Below are 23068 nucleotides of genomic sequence, written 5' to 3'. Positions count from 1 at the left end.
GTGGTGCGGTTCACTAACCTTAGAAGCGGGTCGTCGAAGGAGTCAATGGATGCAGAACGTCGTCAACGCCCTGCGCGCTCTCGAAGAGGTCGCCGCCCGCCAGCCCATCGGCGTGGGTGAGCTGTCGCGCGCGCTCGGACTGCCGAAGAGCACGGTGCAGCGCTCGCTGCGCACCTTGCACGAGGCCGGCTGGATCCGGCCGGCCGGCGGCGAGGTGACCCGCTGGCTGGTCACCACCAAGGCGCTTCAGGTCGGCCGGCGCGCCGAGCTGGGCCTGCGCGACGTGGCGCTGCCGGTCATGGAGGAACTGCGGCAGCGCACCGGCGAGACCGTGCACCTGATGGTCCCGGAGGGCGACGCCGTCGTGCTCATCGAGCGCCTGGAGACCGACAAGCCCCTGCGCATCGTGCTCCCGCTCGGCATCCGGCTGCCGCTGCACGCCTCGGCGAACGGCAAGGCCGTCCTCGCCCACCTGTCCGGGGAACTGCCCGAGCTGGAGTCCTACACCCCGGCCACCATCACCGACCCCGCCGTGCTGCGGGAGGAACTGGCCGCGATCCGCGCCCAGGGCTGGGCCGGCAACCGGGGGGAGTGGCGCTCCGACATCGCCGCCGTGGCCGCCGCCGTCCTCGGCGCCGACGGGCCGGTGGCCACCCTCAGCGTCTCCTGCCCCGCCACCCGCATGACCGACGAGCTGCGCCCGGAGTACGGCAAGCTCGTCACCGAAGCCGCCGCCCGGATCGCCGCCGCCCTCTGACCTCCGCGCTCAGGGGGCGAGGTAGCGGGTCAGGGCGATCTTGAGCTCGGTGACCAGTTCGTCCGGGTCCGGGGACGAGGAGAGCAGCGGCATCACCGCCTTCACCATCGCCACCGCCATCGTCCCCAGCGTGAGCGCGCGCGCCTGCGGCAGATCGGGTGCGCGCCGGCGCAGCATGGCGGCCACGTTGGCGGCGATGGCCGCGTGCAGGCGGGCCGCGGCGGAGGCCAGGCGGTCGCCGGTGGCCGAGCCGTACAACAGGGCCCAGTAGGCGGGCGCGCGCGACTTGAACGCGACGCTCTCGTCGACCAGCTGCCCGACCAGCACCTCCAGCGGCACCTCCGGCGTGAGCGCGGCCAGCCGCCCGGCCCAGAACTCCTGCCGCTCGTCGGTGTAGCGGGCGACGAGCCCGTCGAGGATCTCCTCCTTGTTGCGGAAGAACTGGTACAGCGACCCCGGCGACAGCCCCGCCCGCGCCGCGACGTGGTTGGTCGTCATGTCCGGATAGCCGATCTCGGCGATCACCAGCTCGGCGGCGTCGAGGATCTCGGCCATGCGCTTGAGCCCGCGCGCCTGCCTGCGGACGGGTCGCTCGGTCATGGGCACACCTCGTTGACAAATACGAGCATTTACTTGTATTTCTGGCTGGGACAGCAAAACACGAGCAGTTTACCGAGTTTCGGGGAGAAGTCTCATGACCGCCGTGCCGGCCCGTCCGCGCGCCGCGAAAGCGCCGCCGCCACCACCACTGCCGAGGCTCCGCAAGCTGGGATATTTCCTGGTACGGCGCCGCCGCCTCGTCCTGTCCCTGGCCCTGCTCGCCTTCGTGGCCGCCGCCGCGCTGGCGGCAGGAGCGGTGCCGAGGTTGTCACTGGCCAGGTTCGAGGCGCCCGGCTCGGAGTCGGACCGGGCCCAGGCCGAACTGGTGAACCGGTTCCAGACCGGCAGCCCCGACCTGGTCTTCCTGGTCACCGCGGTCAAGGGCGGCGTGGACGACCCGGCCGTGGCCGCCGCCGGGCGCGAGCTCACCGCCCGCGCGAAGGCCACACCCGGCGTGGCCGAGGCCGCCTCCTACTGGACCCGCGGCAACCCCGCCACCCTGCGCAGCGGCGACGGCCGGCACGCGCTCATCGTCGTCCGCGTCCCCGGCGACGCCGACCACGTGCGCGGCACGATCCTGCCCGTCCTGGTGCCGAGGATGGGCGAGGGGGTCGCCGGAGTGGCCGCGGTACGGGCCGGGGGCGGCGAGGAGGTGTTCCGCCAGACCATCCCGCTGGCCCGGCAGGACTTCGTCAGGGCCGAGCTGGTGATCTTCCCGCTGGTGTTCGCGCTGCTGTGGTGGTACCTGCGGCGGGCGGTCGCGGCGCTGGTGCCGATCCTGGCCGGGGTGTTCGCGATGGCGGTCGGGCTGGCGCTGCTGCGCGGCGTCCTGGTCTTCACCGACGTGTCCACGTTCGCGCTGAACCTCACGCTCGCCATGGGGCTCGGGCTCGGCATCGACTACTGCCTGTTCGTCATCGCCCGCTTCCGCGAGGAGACCAGGGCCGGGCGCGAACGGGCCGACGCGGTGGCCGCGGCGGTGGAGCACGCGGGCCGGACGGTGATCTTCAGCGGGCTGACCGTGGCGGCCTCGCTGGCCGTGCTGTTCGCGCTGCCGTTCGGGTTCCTGCGCTCGTTCGCGTACGCGGGGATCGCGGTCGTGGCGGGTGGGGTGGCGGTGGCGGTGTTCGTGCTGCCGGCCGTACTGGCGAGTGCCGGGGGCGTCATGCTGCCCAAGCGGGAGCGGCCCGTACGGGGCGAGGGGTTCTGGCACGGGCTGGCCGTGCGCGTGATGCGGCGTCCGCTCCTGTACGGCGGCGCGGCCACGGCGGCGCTGCTCGTGCTGGCCTCGCCGTTCCTGGGCCTGAACTTCGGCACCGCCGACGACCGCATCCTGCCGCCGTCCGCGCCCGCGCGGCAGACCCAGGACGTCATCCGGCAGAACTTCCCCGCCGAGGAGACCGACGCCATCCAGATCGTCGCCACAAGCACCCCGTCAGGCGATATTTCGGGAGCGGGCGACATTTCGGCATATGCCGCCACACTCTCCCGCCTGCCCGGCGTCGCCCAGGTCGACTCCGCCGCCGGCTCCTACGCCCGGGGTGAGCGGACCGGCGACGGCGACCCCGCCAGGTTCGGCCCCGCCGCCCGGGGCACGTGGTTGTCGGTGGTCCCGTCCGCCCACGCCTTGGCCGGGGATCCGGTCGACCTCGTGGCGGCGGTCCGCGCCACCCCCGCGCCGTTCGAGCGGCTGGTCGGCGGCTACCCGGCCGAGCTGGCCGACTACCGCGCCTCCATCGTCGAGCGCCTGCCCCTCGTGCTGGCGCTGATGCTGGGCGTCACGTTCGTCCTGCTGTTCGCCATGACCCGCAGCCTGCTCATCCCGCTGAAGGCGACCCTCCTCAACCTCCTCAGCCTCGGCGTCATGTTCGGCGCGATCGTCTGGATCTTCCAGGAGGGCAACCTGTCCGGGCTGCTGGGCTTCACCGCGACCGGGACGCTGGACGCCAGCATCCCGATCCTCATGCTCTGCGTCGCCTACGGCCTGTCCATGGACTACGAGGTGTTCCTGCTGTCGCGGATCAAGGAGGAGTACGACCGCACCGGCGACACCACGCGCGCGGTCGCGGCGGGCCTGCGCAAGAGCGCCCCGCTCATCACCGCGGCGGGCGGCATCCTGGCGGCCTCGTTCGCCGCCTACGCGACGGCGAGCGTGTCGTTCGTGCAGATGCTGGGGGTCGGCATGGCGATCGCCGTCCTGGCCGACGCCACGGTGATCAGGGCGATCCTGGTCCCGGCGGCCATGCGCCTGGCCGGCCCGCTGAACTGGTGGCCCAGGAGGCGTTAGAGCGCCCGCGACCAGATCTGCTCGGTCACCGCGACGCCGTTCTCCTCGCCCTTCTCCTCCGACTCCAGCGCGAAGCCGGCCGCCTGGTAGATCCGGCGCGCGCTCACGAGGTCGTCGCGCGTCCACAGCATGATCCGCTTGAACCCCTGCTCCCGCGCGTGCCGCAGGCACTCCCCGACCAGCCTCTGCCCGATGCCGAGCCCCCTGGCCGACGGCTCGACCAGCAGCATCCGGAGTTGCGCCGTCTCCTCGTCCCTGCGCATGCAGAACACGCAGCCCACCCGCTGCCCGTCGACCTCGACGATCCACCCGGCGTCGCGCTCGGGGGAGTAGGCGGCGCAGATCCCGGCCACGGTCTGCTCGAAGGCCAGCCCCCAGCCGTACTCCTCCGCGTAGAGGGCGCCGTGCCGCTGCACGACCCAGCCCAGGTCCCCGGCGTGGGGGGATCTGATGAGGTACGGCTCCCGCCCGGCCACCGCCGCCGGGTCCCCGAGCAGGCGGCGGATCAGGGCCATGCCGCCCACCAGCCGCCCCTGGTCCTCCTCGGTCAGCCCGGCCAGCAGCGCCGCGACCTCGCCGGCCGCCTGCTCGTCGAGCCGGTCGAAGGTGGCGGCGCCGAGAGGGCTGAGCCGTACGAGCTGCTTGCGGGCGTCGTGGGGGGAGCGGCGGCGGGAGATGACGCCGTCGTTCTCGAAGCGGGTGAGCATGCGGCTCAGGTAGCCCGCGTCGAGGTCGAGCAGGGCCCGCAGCTCGCCGGTCTCCAGCTCGCCGGCGTGCGCGATCTCGAACAGCACCCGCACCTCGGTCAGCGAGTAAGGGGAGTCGAGCAGCCCTGCCTGCAGGACGCCGATCACCTTCGTATAGAACCGGTTGAAGGCCCTGACCTCAAAGACCCTTGCTTCCGTCAACGAACTCATTGCCCTAGTCAACCATGAAGAGGACTCTCCCGTGACGCAGCTCTACGTCGGTTCCTACGGCGACGGCATTCTCACCGCCGGTGAAGGCATCACCCCGGCCCCGTCTCCCTCCTTCCTGGCCGCGCACCCGGCGCTGCCCGTCCTGTACGCCGCGGGCGAGCTCGGCGAGGGCGTGCTGCTGTCGTACGCGACCGGCGGCGGCCTGAGCGAGACCGGCCGGCGGACGAGCGGCGGCGACAGCCCGTGCCACCTGGCCGTGCACCCGTCTGGCACGCTGCTGGCCGCGGCCAACTACGGCGACGGCGTCGCGAGCCTGCACCACCTCGACGCCGACGGCCGCTTCACCGGCGAGCCGATCCTGCTGCCCCACCAGGGCTCCGGCCCCCACCCCGACCGTCAGCGCGGCCCGCACGCCCACCAGTGCGTCTTCCACGGTGACGTGCTCCACGTCTCCGACCTCGGCACCGACGAGATCCGCCGCTACACGCTGACCGGCGACGCGCTCGAACCGGTGCGCCTGGCGCCCGGCATGGGCCCCCGCCACCTGGTCTTCACCCCGGACGGGCGCGTCTACGTGGCCGGCGAGCTCGACGGCACCCTGCGCGCCTACGACGCCGACGGGTGGCGCGAACTGTGGCAGGCGCCGGCCAGCGCCGCCGCGGGCGTCAACTTCCCCGCCCACGTCGACGCCGCCGACGGCCGCCTCTACATACTCAACCGCGGCCCCAACACCCTCTCCGTCTTCACCGCCGACGGGGACAAGCTCGCCGAACTCCCCTCCGGCGGCGACTGGCCGCGCCACTTCGCCATCGCCGGCGACACCCTCTGGATCGCCAACCAGAACTCCGGCACCGTCGACGCCTTCACCCTGGCCGGCGGCCTGCCCGCCCCCACCGGGGAGACGATCGCGGTCAAGAGTCCCGCCTGCGTGCTGCCGGTGTAGGCAAAGCCGCCAGCGCCCCCGGGCGGCGACGGTGATCATGAGCGCTCGTGCGCACGCTCTTCCCGGCCGCCGCCCGTGCCGTGGCCGCGGCCTTGGCCCTGACCATGGCCGCCGCCTGCACCACCGCCGCTCCGGCCCCCGTCGCTCCGCCCGCGGCGCCGCCGGACGCCGCGGCGCCCTCGCGCGCGGTCCCGTGGCGGATCACCGGGCAGGGCGCAGAACACGAGATCGAGGGCTACGCCGACCGCGTCAGCGTCCTGCCGGGCGAGCGGTTCTGGCTGCGCGTGTCCACGACGGCGCCGCGCTTCACCGTGCGGGCCTTCCGCATGGGCGCGCCCGTCACGCAGGTGTGGGCCTCCGGCCAGGTCTCCGGCGTACGGCAGGCCGCGCCCAGGACCGGAGCGGCCCGCATGGTCACCGCCGCCCACTGGAAGCCGTCGCTGCGCGTGCACACGGCCGGCTGGCCGGAAGGCGCCTACCTGCTGCGCCTGGACGCCTCCACCGGCGGTCAGCGGTACGTGCCGATCACCGTCAGGTCGGCCGCCACCGCCGGCCGCGTGGTGATCGTCAACGCGGTCACCACCTGGCAGGCCTACAACCGCTGGGGCGGCCGCGACCTCTACGAGGGGCCCGGCGGCTTCGCCGCCCGCTCCCGGGCCGTCACCTTCGACCGCCCCTACGACACCAACGGCGCCCGCCTCTTCCTCGACCTGGAGAAGGACGCCATCGAGGTGGCCGAGCGCAGCGGCGTCCGCCTCGCCTACCTGACCTCGCTCGACCTGCGCCCCGGCGTGCTGGACGGGGCGCGGGCCGTGGTCTCGCTCGGCCACGACGAGTACTGGACGGCCGGCATGCGCGAGACCGTCACCCGCGCCCGCGACCGCGGTGTCAACCTGGCCTTTCTCGGCGCGAACGCCGTCTACTGGAAGATCGGGCTGACCGGGCGGGTGGTCGAGTGCGACAAGGAGACGCGCTGCCCGCTCTGGCGCAGCGTCGCGCCGGAAAGCTCGCTGGTGGGGCAGATGTACGACTGCTTCCCCGCGGAGGCGGCGTACGTGGTGCGCAAACCGGGCCACTGGATCTTCGAGGGCACCCGCGGGCGCCGCTTCCCCGGCATGGCAGGCGTGGAGACGGACCGGATCTCGCGTGGCTCGCCGCGCGAGGTGGAGGTGCTGGCCGAGTCTCCGGTCGACTGCGGTGGCCGCGAGACCGTGTCCCACAGCACCTACTACGTCGCGCCCAGCGGCGCCGGGGTGTTCGCCAGCGGGACCATGCGCTGGGTGTGCGGGATGCGGGGGCGGCGCTGCGGCCACGGCGTCACCAAGGACGCCGCCGCCTTCACCCGCCGCGCCACCGCGAACATCCTGGCCAGGTTCGCCAAGGGCCCCGCCGGCCGGCTATGACCCGCCGGTGATCTCGCCGAGCATGCGCAGGATCTCCCGCTCGGCCGCCTCCTTGGTGACGCCGAGGCCCTCCAGCACGATCAGCGCCGGGACCTCGGCCGCCTCGGGCAGGGACAGCGTGCCGAGCAGGATGTGCTCGGTGCCCACGTAGTTGTGGCCGAGCCGCAGGGCCTCGCGCAGGGTCAGCTCCATGATCTTCCTGCCCTGGGCGGAGAACGGGACCTGCGGGCCGGGAGCGCCGGTGCCGGGCGGCAGCGAGTTGCGCATCGCCTCCTTGACCGTGGCCAGGGAGGCGCCGAGCGCGATCATGGACCGGCCGGCCAGCGCCTCGGGCTCGTGCAGCAGCCCCAGGACGATGTGGGCCGGCTCGATGTGGTCGTGGCCGGTGGCCTTGGCCTCTTCCATCGCGCCGACGACGCAGCGCCGGGCGCGCTCGGTGTAGCGGGTGTAGGCGGAGAGGTCGTCGCTCAGCGAGCCCTCCTTGGTGACGAACCGTTTCTGGGCGGCCTGCTTGGTCACGCCCATGCTGCGGCCGATCTCGGTCCAGGAGGCGCCGGAGTGGCGGGCCCGGTCGACGAAGTGGCCGATGAGGTGGTCGGCCACCTCGCCCAGGTGCTCACCCATGAACACGGCGTCCGACAGCTCGCCGAGAGGATCGCCGTCGGGGTGGCGCTTCTTGATCGCGTTGATGATGTCGTCGAGACGAACGGTTCCATCCATGCGTCAACGATAGGTTGACGATCGCGAATGCGTCAACCTCTGGTTGACGATTTCACTGCTTGGTCAGGGCGACGGCGGCGCGCCAGCGGTCGTAGGCGGCGTCGTCGCGGGCGCCGGGCTCGAAGCGCCGGTCCAGGCGCCAGGTCGCGCGCAGTTCCTCGGCCGAGTCCCAGACGCCGGAGCCGAGACCGGCCAGGAACGCGGCGCCCAGCGCGGTGGTCTCCTGGACGACCGGCCGCTCCACCGGCACACCCAGCTGGTCGGCCTGCACCTGCATCAGCAGGTCGTTGCCGCTGGCGCCGCCGTCGGCCTTCAGCCCGGCGACCGAGCCGCCCATCACCTCCACCACGTCGCGCACCTCGAACGCGATCGCCTCCAGCGTCGCGCGCACCAGATGGGCGCGCGTGGTGCCGCGGGTGATGCCGGTGATGAGGCCGCGCGCCTCCGGGTTCCAGTGCGGGGCGCCGAGGCCGGTCAGCGCGGGCACGAAGACCACGCCGCCGCTGTCGGGGACCGTGCGGGCGACGGCCTCCGACTCGGGTGCCGTCCCGATCACGCCCAGGCCGTCGCGCAGCCACTGTACGGCCGCGCCGGTCACGAAGATCGAGCCCTCCAGCGCGTACGTCAGCTCGCCCGACGGCCTCTGCCACGCCACCGTCGTCAGCAGCCCGGCATCCGAGCGGACGATCTCCGAGCCGGTGTTGGTCAGGATGAACGAGCCGGTGCCGTAGGTGCACTTGACCTCGCCGGGCGCGAAGCACGTCTGGCCGAACAGGGCCGCCTGCTGGTCGCCTGCCATGCCGCTGATCGGCAGGGCGAGGCCCAGGAAGGCGTCCGGGTCCGTGCGGCCGATCGGGCCGTAGTTCGGGACGATCTCCGGCAGCGCGGACTCCGGGACGCCGAACAGCTCGCACAGCTCCGGCTCCCAGGTTCCGGAGGCCAGGCCGTACAGGAGAGTGCGTGAGGCGTTGGACGGGTCGGTGACGTGGCGCGCGCCCGCGGTCAGGCGGGCGACGAGGTAGCTGTCGACGGTGCCGAGCGCGGTGCGGCCCGAGGTGACGCCCGCCCACGCGGCGGGGTCGCGCTCGGCCAGCCAGGTGAGCTTGGTGGCGGTGAAGTACGGGTCGAGGCGCAGGCCGGTCAGCTCCGACACGCGCGGTTCGTGCCCGGCGGCGCGCAGGCGCTCGCAGATCCCGGCCGTGCGGCGGTCCTGCCAGACCACGGCCCTGCGCGGCGCGGCCAGCGTCCGCCGGTCCCACAGGACGGCGGTCTCGCGCTGGTTGGTGATCCCGGCGCACGACGGCGGCGACTGCGCGCCGCGCAGGGCCGTCGCGCACGCGGCGAGCGTGGCCTGCCAGATGTCCTCCGGGTTGTGCTCGACCCAGCCCGGTTCGGGGAAGTGCTGCGGAAACTCCTCATATCCCCGGGACTCGATCCGGCCGTCCTCGGTCACGATCAGGGCGGTGACTCCAGTCGTTCCCGCGTCAATGGCCAAAACAGTCACGGAACCGCCTTCCTGTTACTAATCTGGGCCGTGAATTTTGGTCTAGACCACTGCCCGAGGCCACGGGCACAATGCGATTCTGGGTCGTGAACCCCATTGGGAGGAACCCGCCATGCGTATTGGAGTGCTCACCGGCGGCGGCGACTGCCCCGGTCTCAACGCTGTGATCAGGGCCGTCGTCCGCAAGGGCGTGAGTGTTTACGGTCATGAGTTCGTCGGATTCCGTGACGGCTGGCGTGGCCCCCTGGAGGGGGACACGATGCCGCTGGACATCCAGGCCGTACGCGGCATCCTGCCGCGCGGCGGCACCATACTTGGCTCGTCCAGGACCAACCCCATCAAGATCGAGGGCGGCGTCGACCGCATCAAGGAGAACCTCGCGGCGGGCGGCGTCGACGCGCTGATCGCCATCGGCGGCGAGGACACGCTCGGCGTGGCCAAGCAGCTGTGGGATCGCGAGGTCAAGGTCGTCGGCGTGCCCAAGACGATCGACAACGACCTGTCGGGCACCGACTACACCTTCGGATTCGACACCGCGGTCAACATCGCCACTGAAGCCATCGACCGCCTCCACACCACGGCCGAATCGCACCACCGCGCGCTGATCTGCGAGGTCATGGGCCGGCACGCCGGCTGGATCGCGCTGCACGCCGGCATGGCGGGCGGCGCCAACGTCATCCTCATCCCGGAGAAGCCCTTCGACATCGACCGGGTCTGCGAGTACGTGGAGTCGCGCTTCCGCACCCGCTACTCGCCGATCATCGTCGTCGCCGAGGGCGCCCACCCGATCGAGGGCCAGATGACCCTGCAGACCGGCGAGCTCGACTCCTTCGGCCACGTACGCCTCGGCGGCATCGGCGAGATGCTGGCCAAGGAGATCGAGAAGCGCACCGGCAAGGAGGCCCGCACCACCGTGCTCGGCCACATCCAGCGCGGCGGCACCCCGACCGCGTTCGACCGGGTCCTGGCCACCAGGTTCGGCCTGCAGGCGATCGACGCCGTGCACGACGGCGCCTACGGCTCCATGGTCGCGCTGCGCGGCACCGACATCGTCAGGGTCGGTCTCGACGAGGCGACGGCCGAGCTCAAGACCGTCCCGGACGAGCGCTACGCGGAGGCCGAGGTCTTCTTCGGCTGAGCGTGCAAGCGGATCGTGATCATCCGTAAGCGGCTTGCAAGCGGCAGGCCGTACCTTTCAACGCAGCGGGGTTAGACGAACCGCTGCAACCCCTCTCAGGGTACGGCTCGCGCCGCGGAAGCATCGGCGGCCCACCGGGGCGCGAGCCGTACCCAGGACATAGCTCAACCGCGAGGCGTGCCGAAGAGATTCACCTCCGGCGCGCCTTCGTCGTCTCTGGCGGCCTTTCTGGCCTGGAAGGCGATCTCGCCGCGCAGTTCCTTCTCCGAGGGGGAGAGGATCACCAGCAGCAGCAGCCCGACGGTGACCACGCACAGGCCCACGATGAGCGGCAGCAGGAAGTCCAGGGCGCGCGAGCCCGGGATGGGCCCGGCGGACGGCACCAGCTCCACGGACATCGCGAACATGCCGGTGTAGTGCATCCCGGACACCGCCGCGCCCATCATGAGCGCGGCCCCGCCGATGCGCCAGGCGCCCCGCACCCGCAGCGTGAACCAGAGCGCCACCGTGGCCGCGACGACCGCGATGAGGATCGACAGGGCGACGACGAGCGGGTCGTAGTGCACGTGCCCGGACATGTTCATGGCGGCCATGCCGAGGTAGTGCATGCCGGCGACGCCGAGCCCGGTCAGGGCGCCGCCGCCCAGCAGACACGGCGGGCGGGACCCGCCCCGGCCGACCAGGAGGAGCCCGGCGCCCACGACCGCCACCGCGAGGACCGCCGAGGCCACCGTGAGCGTGACGTCGTAGCGGATGGGCGTGCCGGTGACAGCGAAGCCCATCATGGCGATGAAGTGCATCGTCCAGATGCCCGTGCCGCCGATCGCGAGCGCCGCGCCGACCAGCCAGAACCGGCCCTCACGACCGCCGACGAGGCGGGCGCGGGAGGTCAGCAGGAGGCCGAGCATGGAGCCCGCGCTTGACATCACGTAGGCGAGAGCGGGTGTCAGGAACCCGAAGGAGAAGTGATCGACAGCTGACATGGGCATGCGTCCCTTGATGAGTAAAGCAAGGGGAGTATGGGGCCCAGGTCGCTGCCTGTGCAACTACCGGCGGCGCGACCTCCCCGCGGGCTGCGGCCTGGGGGCCGGCGCGGGGTAGGTGAGCTGCTGCGACGTCCGCCTGCGCAGCTCCAGCCTGGCGAGGAGTTCGGCGTCCTCGTGGAGCTCCTCCTCCGAGGGCGACAGGATGACCATGAGCAGCATGGTCAGCGTGATCAGGCTGATCACGGTCATGAGCGGCACGAGGAAGTCGAGCGCGTCGGCGCCGGGCACCGGCGCGGGCGCGTGGTGCGGGGTGACGGTCATCGCGAACATCCCCGTGTAGTGCATGCCGGCCACCGCGACGCCCATGACCAGGGCGGCGGCGGCGATCCAGATGGGCCGCCTGACCCGCAGCGTGAACCAGAGCGCCACCGTCGCGGCCACGACCGCGATCGCCACCGACAGGGCCACCGTCAGGCGATCGTAGGAGACGTGGGCGGACATGTTCATGGCGTACATGCCGAGGTAGTGCATGCTCGCCACGCCGAGGCCGGTGAGCAGTCCGCCGCCGAGCAGCGCCAGCACCCGGCCGCCGCCGTAGGAGACGAGGAACAGGCCGGTGCCCACGACCACGATCGCGACGAGCGCGGAGGCCACGGTCAGCGGGACGTCGTAACGGATCGGGGTGCCCTCGATGTCGAAGCCCATCATGGCGATGAAGTGCATGACCCAGATGCCGGTGCCGCCGATCGATACGGCCGCGCCGAGCAACCAGCGCACCCGCGAACCACCGCGCGAGGCGTGGGCCTGAGCGGTCAGCCGCAGTCCGAGCATTGACCCGATGCACGACATCACGTAGGCGAGGGCCGGGGTGAGCGGGCCGTGGGTGAAATGATTAACAGCGGTAGACATGTATCGATATTTCCTTGCATTAGGGATCACCGGATTCTGGCAGTGGTGTGGCCCGATTCGCATGGATACTTCGACTATCTGTCAACCGCCCCTGTCGGAAACGTGAGAATGATTCATGGGTATCGAGGGACCGTTCTGGCGCGCGATCGCCGTCTTCAGGATCGCGTCGCTGGTCTACGCCGGTGTGCTCCTGGTCCAGCACGACGGGTACGCCCGGCCCGTCATGGGGTGGTTCGTCCTCAGCCTCATGGCGCTGTGGACCGCGGCGTCGATCTTCGCCTACTCCGTGGAGGCGCTGCGCGGCTGGCCGCTGCTGGTCATCGACATGCTGGTGACACTGGCCTGCCTGCTGGCCTCGCCGTACGTGGAAGGGCCCTACCAATACGCCGAAGGCGTCATGCCGCTGCCCGCCACCTGGATCGCCGGGCCCGTGCTCGCCTGGGCCGTCTACGGCGGACGCCGCCTCGGCGCGCTGGGCGCGGCCATCGTCGCCGCGGCCGACGTCTGGCTGCGCGTACGCACCCCCGATGCGCCCGTCCTCATCAACGGCGCCGTCCTGCTGTTCCTGTCCGGCGTCGTGGTCGGCCACGTCGCGCGCCTGGCCAAGCAGGCCGAGGAACGTATGCAGCGGGCCGCCGAGATGGAGGCCGCCCAGCGCGAGCGCGACCGCCTCTCGCGCGGCATCCACGACTCCGTGCTCCAGGTGCTCGCGCTGGTGCAGCGGCGCGGCCAGGAGATCGGCGGCGAGGCAGCCGAACTCGGGCGTCTGGCCGGAGAGCAGGAAGCCGCCCTGCGCGACCTGATCTCCCTGCGCCCCGCCCCCTCCGGCGACCTGCGCTCCCTCCTCACCAGGTACGGCTCCGCCACCGTCACGGTCTCCACCCCCGCCACCCCCATCGTCCTGCCCCCGGCCACGGCGGCCGAGATCGCGGCAGCGGTCGGCGCGGCCCTGGACAACGTCCGCACCCACGTGGGGCCGGACGCCCGCGCCTGGGTCTTCGCCGAGCAGGAGGAGGACTGCGTCATCGTCAGCGTCAGGGACGAGGGCGACGGCATCCCCCCTGGCCGCCTGGAGGAGGCCGAGCGGGACGGCCGGATGGGCGTGGCCCAGTCGATCAAGGGCCGCATCGCCGACGCGGGCGGCACCGTCACCATCATCACCGCCCCCGGCGAGGGCACCGAGATCGAAATCAGGATCCCCGTCCGGCCCTAGAGCGTCGTCGCGCTTTGGGGGTTCGCCTTTCCACGCTCGCACCCGCCTTGGGCACGATCGTGCGCCCCTCCACAAGCCCCGCCATCGCCCGTCCCGGCATCGCCCCCCTGCGCCGCCCGCCCCTGCGCCGCCCGCCCCGGCGCTGCCCGTCTCGGCATCGCCCGGCCCCTGGCGGCGGTGTCGCCCCTCCCAGGCGCGGCCGTCTCTCGGGAGGTGTCGCTCCTTCGCCCGCCCGTGCTCCAGGCGGTATCGCCCGCCCGGCGCTGCCCGTCCCGGCATCGCCCGGCCCCTGGCGGTGGTGTCGCCCTCCTGGGCGCGGTCGCTTCCCGGGCGGTGTCGCACCTTCGCTCGTGCTTCAGGCGGCATCGCCCGCTTGGCGCTCGTTCCCCATGTGCCCATGCCTCGGGGTGTCGGCCCGAGCTGCCGGGGTGTCGCCCTTCTCGTTCGGGGCGCTGTGTCGCTTTCGCGGCCAGGCGTTCGGGTGGTTTCCGGGTGCGTCTGTGGAGGGGTGCCGGGATTGCTGCCCCCTTGGGGCCTGGGCGGTGACCGCTTCTGGGGCCCTAGCCCGCTGCCGTACGCTGCGGGCATGGTGCGGGTCATGGTGGTGGACGACCACCCGATGTGGCGTGACGGGGTGGCCAGGGATCTGGCGGAGGCCGGGTACGAGGTCGTGGCGGCCGTGGGGGAGGGGCGGCAGGCGATCCGGGTGGCCGGGGCGGTGCGGCCCGAGGTCGTGGTTCTCGATCTGCAACTGCCGGATCTGTCGGGCGCCGAGGTGGCGCAGGGGCTCAGCGGGCTGGAGAGCCCGCCCCGGGTGCTCGTGTTGTCGGCCAGCGCCGAACAGGACGACGTGCTGGCGGCGGTCAAGGCCGGGGCCTCGGGGTATCTGGTGAAGTCGGCCTCCCGGGAGGAGTTTCTCGACGCGGTACGGCGGACCGCCGAGGGTGACGCGGTGTTCACGCCGGGGCTGGCGGGGCTGGTGCTGGGGGAGTACCGCAGGCTGGCGGCCCAACCGGCGCAGGAAGAGGACGGCCCGCGGCTGACCGAGCGGGAGACCGAGGTGCTCAGGCTCGTGGCCAAGGGGCTGTCGTACCGGCAGATCGCCGACCGGCTGGTGCTCTCCCACCGGACCGTGCAGAACCATGTCCAGAACACTCTCAACAAGCTCCAGCTGCACAACCGGGTGGAGCTGGTCCGATATGCGATCGAGCGTGGTCTGGACGAGGACTAAACTCGGTAGGTCGAAAGCACTGGAAATATCGGAGGACCCCCATGACGATCACCGCCCTGGGTGAGCCGTGCGTACTGCTCAAGCTGGGCGAGATCGTCCTCAAGGGCAAGAACCGCGAGCTGTTCGAACGCCGCCTGATCGGCAACATCCGCAACGCGCTGCGCGAGCTCGACATCAAGGTCGACGTGCGCAAGCGGCACGGCGTGATCGCCATCTTCCTGCCCACCGGCACCACCGTCGAGCAGGCCGACGCGGTGGCCGCCCGGGTCGCCGACGTGCCGGGGCTGGTGTGGATCCACCGCGCCTGGCGGGTCGCCAAGGACCCGGACACGGTCGTCAAGGCCGGTCTCGAACTGGTCCGCGACACCGAGCAGGCGGCCCGCAAGGCCACCTTCGCCGTCCGCTCGCGCCGCCGCGACAAGCGTTTCCCGCTGCGCTCCAACGAGCTCGACCGCATGGTCGGCGGCGCCATCAACGACGAGTACGGCCTGCCCGTCGACCTCAAGAACCCCGCGCTCACCCTCCACATCGAGGTCGACCGCGACGAGGTGTTCGTGTTCACCGACGGCCTGCCCGGCCAGGGCGGCCTGCCCGTCGGCTCCAGCGGCAGGGCGCTCGTGCTCATGTCCGGCGGCATCGACTCGCCCGTCGCCGCCTACCGCATGATGCGCCGCGGCCTGCACGTGGACTTCCTGCACTTCTCCGGCATTCCGTTCACGACGAGCGAGTCGATCTACAAGGCGTACGCGCTGGTGCGCAAGCTCGACCGCTTCCAGGGCGGGTCGAGGCTGTGGGTGGTGCCGTTCGGCAAGGCGCAGCAGTCCATCCGCAACTCCGGCCAGGACCGGCTGGCGGTCATCGCGCAGCGACGGCTCATGCTGAAGACCGCCGAGGAGGTCGCCCACCGCATCCGCGCCGCCGCCCTGATCACCGGCGACGCGCTCGGCCAGGTCTCCTCCCAGACCCTCGCCAACATCACCGCCCAGGACCACGCGGTCGAGCTGCCGATCCTGCGGCCGCTGGTCGGCTGGGACAAGACGGAGATCATGGCGGAGGCGCGCCGGATCGACACGCTGGCCATCTCCGAGCTGCCGGACGAGGACTGCTGCTCGCTGCTGGCTCCGAAGCGGGCCGAGACCCGGGCCAAGATCGAGGACCTGAAGCAGATCGAGAAGCGCCTCGACGCCGAAGAACTGGCGGTCCAGCTGGCCGACTCCATCCAGGAATACACCCTGGAAGGCGTCAGCCCCACCGCCTGAACCCCAGCCAACGAAGAACCCCGGCCCACCCACAAGACCTTCGCAGCCGGAACCACGGGACCACCACAAAACCTCTGCGACCCGGTCCAAAGGCTCCCCGCCCGGCCGGCCCATGGGATCTCTACGGGCCGGTTTCCGGGGTGTGTTGCCTGGCGGGGTCCACGAGGTCGTCGCGGGTTCTTGCTTGCCCCGTCGGGTGGTTCACGAAGGCCCGTGACGGTGGTGCGTTCGTCCGGCGTGAGAAGCGATCCCGCCGACCCGCCGGCGCGCGTCGGCGGGTGGTGGTGGGGGCGGCTGGGCCGTAAAGGATCAGCGCCCTTAGGACAGCGGCTGGGCCGTAAAGGATCAGCGCCCTTAGGACAGCGGCTGGGCCGTAAAGGATCAGCGCCTTTAAGACAGCGCGACAGACGCCGTGCGGCCCAGGAGCGGGGGGAGGGTGGCGAGCACGTCTGCGAGCACGTCGAGGTCGGAGTCGACCAGGGCCTGGGGGCCGTCGCAGAGGGCTGTCTCCGGCGCCGGGTGGACGTCGATGATCACGCCGTCGGCGCCCACCGCGATGGCCGCGCGGGTCAGCGGGAGCACCAGGTCGCGGCGGCCGCCCGAGTGGGACGGGTCGACGATGACCGGCAGGTGCGACAGGCGCTGCGCCACCGGCACCGCCGACACGTCCAGCGTGTTGCGCGTGGCCGTCTCGAACGTGCGGATGCCGCGCTCGCACAGCACGATGTCCAGGTTGCCGCGCTGGGCGATGTACTCGGCCGCCATCAGCCACTCCTCGATCGTGGCGTTCATGCCGCGCTTCAGCATCACCGGCCGGCCCGCCGCGCCGACCGCCTGCAGCAGCGCGAAGTTCTGCGCGTTGCGGGTGCCGACCTGCAGCATGTCTGCGTAGGACGCGACCAGCTCGACGTCGTGGGCGTCCACGACCTCCGTGACGACCGGCAGCCCGGTCTCCTCGCGCACGTCGGCCAGGATGCGCAGGCCCGCCTCGCCGAGGCCCTGGAAGGCGTACGGGGAGGTGCGCGGCTTGTACGCCCCGCCGCGCAGCAACGTCGCCCCGGCCTTCTTGGCCATCAGCGCCGCGTCCAGCGTCTGCTGCGGCGTCTCCACCGCGCACGGCCCGGCGATCAGCGTCACCGTGTCCGGGCCGATCGGCACCCCGCCCACGTGCACGGTGGAGCGTTCGGGATGGTTCTCCCGGCTGACGAGCTTGTACGGCGTGGACACGCGCATCACGTCCCGCACCCCGGCCATGCCGCGCAGGTTGCCCTGGTCGAGCTGGGCCACGTCGCCGACCAGTCCGACGATCGTGCGCCGTACGCCCCGGCTCACGAACGCCTCCACCCCGGCCGCCTGCACGACCGCGACGATCGCGGCGACGTCGTCCTGGGTGGCCTCGGGGCCCATCACGATGACCATGGTTTTCTCCTCTGAACATGCGAAAGGCCCCGGATCCTTACGGACCCGGGGCCTTTCGATCGTCTGTGTCTGCTAGCGCAGCGCCACATGGCGATCGGTCCTCACGGGTCCGTCGCCATACCAAAAGATGAATGCGGTGCGCATAGGCCGCAATAGTAGCGCACTCCTACCCGGCGACGAGCCGTACGCCGGGCGATGACAGGATGGCCGAATGAACGAGGAGGAGTCGCGCCTGCCCCCAGGCCAGTACGTCCCGCGCGGCCGGCCCGTCATCCACTACGGCCGGGTGCCGCAGTTCAAGCCCGACAGCTGGGACTTCCGCGTCTTCGGCGCCACCGCGTCAGGGGAGATGCACCGCTTCAGCTGGCCGGAGTTCGAGAAGCTGCCGCGCACCGGCGTGCTCGCCGACTTCCACTGCGTCACCAAGTTCTCGATCATGGGGAACGAGTGGCGCGGCGTCAGCCCGCAGGAGATTCTCGCCGTCGCGCCGCCCGCCGAGGGAGTGACGCACGTGATGATCTGGGCGGAGTACGGCTACAGCGCCAACGTCCGCCTCTCCGACTTCACCGCCCCGGAGACGCTGTTCGCCACCGAGCTCGACGACAAGCCCATCAGCCCCGACCGGGGCTTCCCGCTGCGCGTCGTGGTCCCCCATCTCTACGCCTGGAAGAGCGTGAAATGGGTGCGCAGCATCGAGTATCTGCTGGAGGACCGGCGCGGCTTCTGGGAGGAACGCGGCTACCACAACGTTGCCGATCCGTGGCGAGAGCAGCGCTACTCATATCAAGAGGAGCCGGGGGAGGGGCCACCGTAGCGTTTCCGCCCGAACACCCCGCGTGACGGGCTACGGTTTGCCGCATGTCGATCGCCGCCTCCGTGGCGCTCGCCTCCCTCCTGGCATTCGCGCTCGGCTACCTCGTCGCGCGCCGCCGCCCCGAGCTGCCCGAAGGCGGCTGGAAGGACGAGGCGACGTTCATGACGCTGCACATCGCCGCGCTGGCCGCGCCGTCCCTGCGGGGCGGGCTCACGAAGGAGTCCGCACGCAAGGCCGTAAGGCATCTGCGCGTACTGCTCGGCACCCACGCGCTCGCGATCACCTCCACCGACGCGGCACTCGCGTGGGACGGGCCCTGCACGGACGAGGTGCTCGACCACGCCCGCGCGGCGCTGACCTCGGGCCGGGCGGAGGTCTTCGCCGGTCAGCCGCACGGCGCGGTCGTCGTGCCGCTCACCGTCGACGACCGGGTGGTCGGCGCGCTGGCCGCCTACGACGAGGAGCTGAGCGCGGCGCTCGTGCGCACCGTCACCGAGGTCGCCCGCTGGGTCTCGGGCCAGCTCGAGCTCGCCGAGCTCGACACCTCCCGCCGCCGCGCGCTCGAAGCCGAGATGCGCGCCCTGCGCGCGCAGATCTCGCCGCACTTCGTCTACAACGCCCTCACCACCATCGCCTCCTTCGTGCGCACCGATCCCGGCCGCGCGCGAGAGCTGCTGCTCGACTTCGCCGACTTCTCCCGGTACGCGCTGCGCCGCGCCCAGGACTTCACGACCCTGGCCGACGAGCTGACCTGCGTCGACCGCTACCTGCTGCTGGAGCGCGCCCGGTTCGGCGACCGGCTGCGCTTCACCGTCCAGGTGTCGCCGGAGGTGCTGCCGGTGCCGGTGCCGTTCCTGTGCCTGCAGCCCCTCGTCGAGAACGCGATCAAGCACGGCATGCGCGCCGCCGGCGGCGCGGGCGAGGTACGCGTGGTGGTCCGCGACGCCGGCCCCGAGGCGCACATCACCGTCGAGGACGACGGCGCCGGCATGGACCCCGAGCACGCCAGGCAGGTGCTCGACGACGGCCCGTGCCGCGAGGGCGGCGGCATCGGCCTGGCCAACGTCGACGTGCGGCTGCGCCAGATCTACGGCGAGGACTACGGGCTCGCGGTCGAGACCGCGCCGGGCGCCGGCACCCGCGTACGGCTGCGCGTCCCCAAGACCCGGCCTAGCTCTTTGTAGTCAAATCTTTACTCAACGTAGGCGTGTCGCTTGTGAGCAGGGCGTTCTTGCGGCAGCGTGGACGGCATGCTACGCGTTCTGGCCGTTGACGACGAGGTGCCGGCTCTGGAAGAGCTGGCCTACCTGCTGCGCCGGGACAGCAGGGTGGAGCAGGTCCTCACCGCAGCCGACGGGGTCTCGGCGCTGCAGGACATGGTGCAGATGATCGGTGCGGGGGAGCGGCTGGACGGGGTCTTCCTCGACATCCGCATGCCCGGCCTCGACGGGCTCGACCTGGCCCGGCTCATCGGCGGGTTCCCCAGCCCGCCGCGCCTGGTGTTCGTCACCGCGCACGACGACTGCGCCGTGCAGGCCTTCGAGCTGCAGGCCGTCGACTACCTGCTCAAACCGGTGCGCGCCGACCGGCTGGCCGAGGCCGTGCGCAGGCTGGAGGCGGTCTCCGCGCCGCCCGACGACTGCGGGCCCGACGACGTCATCCCGGTGGAGCTGGGCGGGCGTACCCGGTTCGTGCCGCAGCAGGCCGTCTGGTTCGCCGAGGCCAAGGGCGACTACGTGCGGCTGCACACCGTCGACGGCAGCTACCTCGTGCGCATGCCCCTGGCCGCGCTCGAACGCCGCTGGGCCGGGGCCGGCTTCATCCGCGTGCACCGCAGCACGCTCGTCTCCGCCCGCCACGTCAGCGAGCTGCGCTTCGAGGGCGGCAAGGTGATGCTCACCGTCGGCACCGAGACGCTGCCCGTCAGCCGCCGCCACACCAGGCAGGTGCGCGAGCAGCTCGTCAACCAGCATCGGAGCGCGCAGTGACCGTGCGCCGCGTGCTGGTCGAGCGGCGTCCAGCGGCGGTCGGGCGCCTGGATCCGGCGCCGCCCGCCGACGTCTCCCGCGGCCTCTCCCGCGACGCCTCCCGTGACACCGAGACGCGGGCGGCCATGCGCCGCCAGCTCTCGGCGGGCGCCGTCACCGCGGGGGCCGGGCTGGCCGTGCTGGTCGGGGCGCCGGTGCTGGCCGCCGGGTTCGCCGACGTGCGCTGGTGGGTGGCGCTGTCGGTGGGGGTCCAGCCGGTGTGGGTGCTGCTGGCCGTACGCCATCTGCGGCATGCCGAACAGGCCGAACGAGCGGGACCGTGACCGTCGCGGCGCTGGCCGGGATCGCCGTCGTGCTCGTCCTCGCCGTGACGGTGGGCACCGTGCGGCCGCGCCGCTACCTCAGCGTGACGGAGTTCTACGTGGCGGCGCGGGCGGTGCGGCCGTGGCGCAACGGCGCGGCCATCGGCGCCGAGTTCACCGGGGCCGCCGTCTGCCTGGGGCTGGCCGGGCTCATCGCCACGCACGGGGCGCCGATGCTGTGGTACCCGGTGGGGGCGGCGGCGGGGTTCGTGGTGGTGCTGGCGCTGGTGGTCGCGCCGCTGCGCAGGTCCGGGACGTTCACGCTGCCCGACTTCGCCGAATGGCGGCTGGGCTCGGCGCGGCTGCGGCGCTTCACCACGTGCTGGGTGCTGGGGATCGGGCTGTTGTTCCTCGTGGCGCAGTTCCAGGCGGCCGGGGTCGTCACGCGGCTGCTGACCGGGCTGCCCCCGTGGGCCGGCTGGGCGGCGGTCGCCGGCACCGCCGCCTGCGTGGCGCTGGCCGGTGGCATGGGCAGCGTCACGAGCGTGCAGGCCTCGCAGTTCTGGGTGAAGCTGGTCGCCTTCCTCGGCGTGGGGCTGGCGTTGTGGTGCACGTGGCATTGCGGCCAGGTGCCCGTGGAAGGCCTTTCCGGCGGGTACGGCTCTGGCGACCAGTCGTTGCCCGGCGTGCTGACGGTGTTGCTGGCCTGCGCGCTCGGGACCATGGGGCTGCCGCACGTCGTGGTCCGGGTCTACGCCGCCCCGGACGGGCGCGGGGCGCGCCGGGCGATCGTGGCGGCGCAGGTGTTACTCGGGGTGTTCGCCGTGGTGCCTCCCTTATATGGAATTCTCGCGCATGTGCATTTTCCCGGGGCGGGGGGCGAGGAGGTCGTGCTGCTGCTGCCGTCCCGGATGCTGCCCGGGGTCGTCGGGAACATGCTGACCGGGGTGCTGTCGGCGGGCGCCTTCGCGGCGTTCCTCGCGACGTCGTGCGGGGTGCTCGGGGCGGTGTCGGGGGCGGTGTCGGCCTGTGTGGCACGACCCGGGGTGCGCTCGTTCCGTACCTCGCTGGCCGGGGTGACGGTGGCCGCCCTGGTGCTGACCGCGACGACCGTCCCCGTCGGGTCGGTGGAGCTGGTGCTCGCCGCCTTCAGCCTGTCGGCGGCCACGTTCTGCCCGCTGCTGGTGCTGGGCATCTGGTGGCGGCGCCTGACCGCGCCGGGCGCCGTCGCGGGGTTCGCGACGGGCGGGGGCTTGACGGCGGTGCTTGTGGGGCTGGAATGGGTGGGCGTGAAGCCCTTCGTCCCGCCGGCCGCCGGCGTGCCGCTGGCTTTCGCCGTGATGGTCATGATTTCCCTGCTCACGCCCGGTCGGATCCCGGCCGGGGTGGCGGCGATGATGGCGCGGATGCACCTTCCCGAGCCGGCTGCGGGCCCCTTGATCGACCGTTCGTCGCGCGAGGGTGACCGTTCAGCCTCTTGACACGCTCCGTATATCGATGACTACAGACCGTTCAACGAGCTGTCCGTAAACGGGGTTTCGCCCACAAGATCGCAACCGTAGTGTTGCCCGCATCGAAGCCGCACCGCCGCATCGGGGGGGACGAGCCGGAAGGCTCACACAGGCCTGATGTGGCGGATTCACCGGTGACCACGAGGTCACCACGGCGGTCGGGCCCTCGACCGGGGGGTGGGGCCCGCGGCCGGAATGTGGAGGGGCGCCCGCTGAGCCGCGGAAAACGGACCGCGATCCGGCCTAACGGGGGCGGCCGGATCGCGCGAGCGGGCGCCCCCTCACATCACCCCCGCAGGACGTCGGCGAGGCGGGTGAGACTGTCCCGGCCGTGACCGGCCGCGATGCCGCGGCGGAAGGTGTCCAGCATGGCCCGCGGGATCGCGACGTCCACCCCCGCGGCCTCGGCCGTGCGCACCACGTGTTCCAGGCTCGCCGCCGCCATCCCCAGGTTCTCCATGTCCCCGGAGTGGTCGCCCGCGTCGATCCGGGGCGCGTAGAGCTCCACGAAGTACCGGAAGTCCATCGACTTGACCGCATGCTCCCGGAACTGCCGCGCCGAAACCCCGTACGCCCGCGCCACCGTCTGCCCGTGCAGGTAGCCCACGAGCCCGGTCCAGAACATGTCGATGCCGATCTGGTAGTACAGGGCGGCCAGGCCGGGGTCCTCGCCCAGGTAGTCGATCCCGGTGAGCGCTTCGAGGGCGGCCCGGTGGGTTTCCACGGCGCCGGCGGGGCCGCTGTAGTACGTCGAGGTGCCGGGCGCGCCGATGCCGGGTGGCGGCGTCTGCACGCCCCCGGTGATCTGCGTCCCGCCGTGCCCGGCCACCCACTCGGCCGCCGTCCGCGCCTGGTCGGGCGTGTCGGAGGTCAGATTGACCACGGTACGGCCGGCCAGCGCCTCCGGCGCCTGCTCCAGTACGGCGTAGACGGCGTCGTAGCCGGTCAGGCTCAGCACCACGAGCTCGTTGGCCCGGAGCGCCGCCTCCACGCTCGGGGCCAGGCGCGCCCCGCGGGCGACCAGGTCGCCGGCCTTGCGGGCGGTGCGGTTCCAGACGGTGACGTCGTAGCCCTTGTCCAGGTAGGCGGCGGCCATCGCGTGGCCCATAGGGCCGAGGCCGATGACGGTGACGGACATGCGTACTCCCTAGAATGAACGTTCTATCT

Annotated in this window: 21 protein-coding genes; 13 read left to right on the top strand and 8 right to left on the bottom strand. The window is 72.1% G+C overall.

Going from position 1 to position 23068, the window contains the following annotated elements; all coding sequences use genetic code 11:
• The first annotated feature begins 49 nt into the window (after positions 1-49).
• Positions 50-757, top strand: a complete 708-nt coding sequence (locus ACFWY5_RS09755; RefSeq protein ID WP_379631092.1) for an IclR family transcriptional regulator — start codon at positions 50-52, stop codon at positions 755-757.
• A gap of 9 nt (positions 758-766) precedes the next feature.
• Here ACFWY5_RS09755 and ACFWY5_RS09750 read toward each other — a convergent pair whose 3' ends face one another.
• A complete protein-coding gene (locus tag ACFWY5_RS09750) occupies positions 767-1357 on the bottom strand; it encodes a TetR/AcrR family transcriptional regulator (RefSeq protein WP_379611684.1) in 591 nt (196 codons plus the stop codon).
• A 94-nt stretch (positions 1358-1451) separates the two neighbouring features.
• On the opposite strand from ACFWY5_RS09750, the gene ACFWY5_RS09745 reads away from it, so the two are divergent.
• Positions 1452-3644, top strand: a complete 2193-nt coding sequence (locus ACFWY5_RS09745; RefSeq protein ID WP_379631090.1) for an MMPL family transporter — start codon at positions 1452-1454, stop codon at positions 3642-3644.
• On the opposite strand, the gene ACFWY5_RS09740 is transcribed toward ACFWY5_RS09745, so the two are convergent.
• Positions 3641-4561 (bottom strand): GNAT family N-acetyltransferase, encoded by a 921-nt coding sequence (locus tag ACFWY5_RS09740; RefSeq protein WP_379631088.1) that lies wholly within the window; start codon positions 4559-4561, stop codon positions 3641-3643. The two genes, ACFWY5_RS09745 and ACFWY5_RS09740, sit on opposite strands and share 4 nt — an antisense overlap.
• Before the next feature lie 31 nt (positions 4562-4592).
• Here ACFWY5_RS09740 and ACFWY5_RS09735 point away from each other — a divergent pair, with 31 nt between their 5' ends.
• Both ACFWY5_RS09735 and ACFWY5_RS09730 read left to right on the top strand, forming a co-directional pair.
• A complete protein-coding gene (locus ACFWY5_RS09735) occupies positions 4593-5504 on the top strand; it encodes a lactonase family protein (protein WP_379631086.1) in 912 nt (303 codons plus the stop codon).
• A 47-nt stretch (positions 5505-5551) separates the two neighbouring features.
• The gene (locus ACFWY5_RS09730) at positions 5552-6907 is read left to right on the top strand and encodes a N,N-dimethylformamidase beta subunit family domain-containing protein (protein ID WP_379631084.1); all 1356 of its coding nucleotides are present in this window, start codon (positions 5552-5554) and stop codon (positions 6905-6907) included.
• Here the strand turns inward: ACFWY5_RS09730 and ACFWY5_RS09725 are convergent.
• Both ACFWY5_RS09725 and ACFWY5_RS09720 read right to left on the bottom strand, forming a co-directional pair.
• Entirely contained in the window at positions 6902-7627 is a 726-nt protein-coding gene (locus ACFWY5_RS09725) for a Clp protease N-terminal domain-containing protein (protein WP_379631082.1), read from the bottom strand. The genes ACFWY5_RS09730 and ACFWY5_RS09725 overlap by 6 nt on opposite strands.
• Positions 7628-7679: 52 nt before the next feature.
• A complete protein-coding gene (locus tag ACFWY5_RS09720) occupies positions 7680-9131 on the bottom strand; it encodes an FGGY family carbohydrate kinase (protein ID WP_379631080.1) in 1452 nt (483 codons plus the stop codon).
• Between the two features lie 112 nt (positions 9132-9243).
• On the opposite strand from ACFWY5_RS09720, the gene ACFWY5_RS09715 reads away from it, so the two are divergent.
• Positions 9244-10269 carry a 6-phosphofructokinase gene (locus ACFWY5_RS09715; RefSeq protein WP_379611692.1) on the top strand — a complete coding sequence of 342 codons (1026 nt, stop codon included), beginning with the start codon at positions 9244-9246 and terminating at the stop codon, positions 10267-10269.
• Between the two features lie 164 nt (positions 10270-10433).
• On the opposite strand, the gene ACFWY5_RS09710 is transcribed toward ACFWY5_RS09715, so the two are convergent.
• Positions 10434-11252 (bottom strand): MHYT domain-containing protein, encoded by an 819-nt coding sequence (locus ACFWY5_RS09710; RefSeq protein ID WP_379631077.1) that lies wholly within the window; start codon positions 11250-11252, stop codon positions 10434-10436.
• 63 nt (positions 11253-11315) lie between these two features.
• Positions 11316-12164 (bottom strand): MHYT domain-containing protein, encoded by an 849-nt coding sequence (locus tag ACFWY5_RS09705; RefSeq protein ID WP_379611694.1) that lies wholly within the window; start codon positions 12162-12164, stop codon positions 11316-11318.
• Between the two features lie 115 nt (positions 12165-12279).
• Here ACFWY5_RS09705 and macS point away from each other — a divergent pair, with 115 nt between their 5' ends.
• The 3 genes from macS (at position 12280) to thiI (ending at position 15867) form a co-directional block, all read left to right on the top strand.
• On the top strand, positions 12280-13377 hold the full coding sequence (gene macS / locus ACFWY5_RS09700; protein WP_379611695.1) for a MacS family sensor histidine kinase: 1098 nt from the start codon (positions 12280-12282) through the stop codon (positions 13375-13377).
• A gap of 586 nt (positions 13378-13963) precedes the next feature.
• Positions 13964-14608 carry a response regulator transcription factor gene (locus ACFWY5_RS09695; RefSeq protein WP_184975872.1) on the top strand — a complete coding sequence of 215 codons (645 nt, stop codon included), beginning with the start codon at positions 13964-13966 and terminating at the stop codon, positions 14606-14608.
• A 41-nt stretch (positions 14609-14649) separates the two neighbouring features.
• Entirely contained in the window at positions 14650-15867 is a 1218-nt protein-coding gene (gene thiI, locus ACFWY5_RS09690; protein WP_379611696.1) for a tRNA uracil 4-sulfurtransferase ThiI, read from the top strand.
• A gap of 390 nt (positions 15868-16257) precedes the next feature.
• On the opposite strand, the gene aroF is transcribed toward thiI, so the two are convergent.
• Positions 16258-17286, bottom strand: a complete 1029-nt coding sequence (gene aroF / locus ACFWY5_RS09685; protein WP_379611697.1) for a 3-deoxy-7-phosphoheptulonate synthase — start codon at positions 17284-17286, stop codon at positions 16258-16260.
• A 211-nt stretch (positions 17287-17497) separates the two neighbouring features.
• Between aroF and ACFWY5_RS09680 the strand changes: the two genes are divergently transcribed.
• The 5 genes from ACFWY5_RS09680 to ACFWY5_RS09660 all read left to right on the top strand — a co-directional run bounded on the left by ACFWY5_RS09680 (position 17498) and on the right by ACFWY5_RS09660 (position 21871).
• A complete protein-coding gene (locus ACFWY5_RS09680; protein ID WP_379631075.1) occupies positions 17498-18100 on the top strand; it encodes a sulfite oxidase-like oxidoreductase in 603 nt (200 codons plus the stop codon).
• A 44-nt stretch (positions 18101-18144) separates the two neighbouring features.
• Entirely contained in the window at positions 18145-19284 is a 1140-nt protein-coding gene (locus ACFWY5_RS09675; RefSeq protein WP_379631073.1) for a sensor histidine kinase, read from the top strand.
• A gap of 66 nt (positions 19285-19350) precedes the next feature.
• Entirely contained in the window at positions 19351-20088 is a 738-nt protein-coding gene (locus ACFWY5_RS09670) for a LytR/AlgR family response regulator transcription factor (RefSeq protein WP_379611701.1), read from the top strand.
• Complete coding sequence (locus ACFWY5_RS09665; protein WP_379631071.1) at positions 20085-20411, top strand: hypothetical protein; 327 nt, start codon at positions 20085-20087, stop codon at positions 20409-20411. The genes ACFWY5_RS09670 and ACFWY5_RS09665 overlap by 4 nt, the downstream gene beginning before the upstream one ends.
• Positions 20408-21871, top strand: a complete 1464-nt coding sequence (locus ACFWY5_RS09660; RefSeq protein ID WP_379611703.1) for a cation acetate symporter — start codon at positions 20408-20410, stop codon at positions 21869-21871. The genes ACFWY5_RS09665 and ACFWY5_RS09660 overlap by 4 nt, the downstream gene beginning before the upstream one ends.
• A gap of 316 nt (positions 21872-22187) precedes the next feature.
• Here the strand turns inward: ACFWY5_RS09660 and ACFWY5_RS09655 are convergent, their stop codons facing one another.
• The gene (locus ACFWY5_RS09655) at positions 22188-23039 is read right to left on the bottom strand and encodes an NAD(P)-dependent oxidoreductase (protein WP_379631069.1); all 852 of its coding nucleotides are present in this window, start codon (positions 23037-23039) and stop codon (positions 22188-22190) included.
• Positions 23040-23068: the final 29 nt, after the last annotated feature.

Source organism: Nonomuraea sp. NPDC059007 (assembly GCF_042740555.1).
Taxonomy (GTDB): Bacteria; Actinomycetota; Actinomycetes; order Streptosporangiales; family Streptosporangiaceae; genus Nonomuraea.
This window is presented reverse-complemented; position numbering and strand designations above follow the sequence as displayed.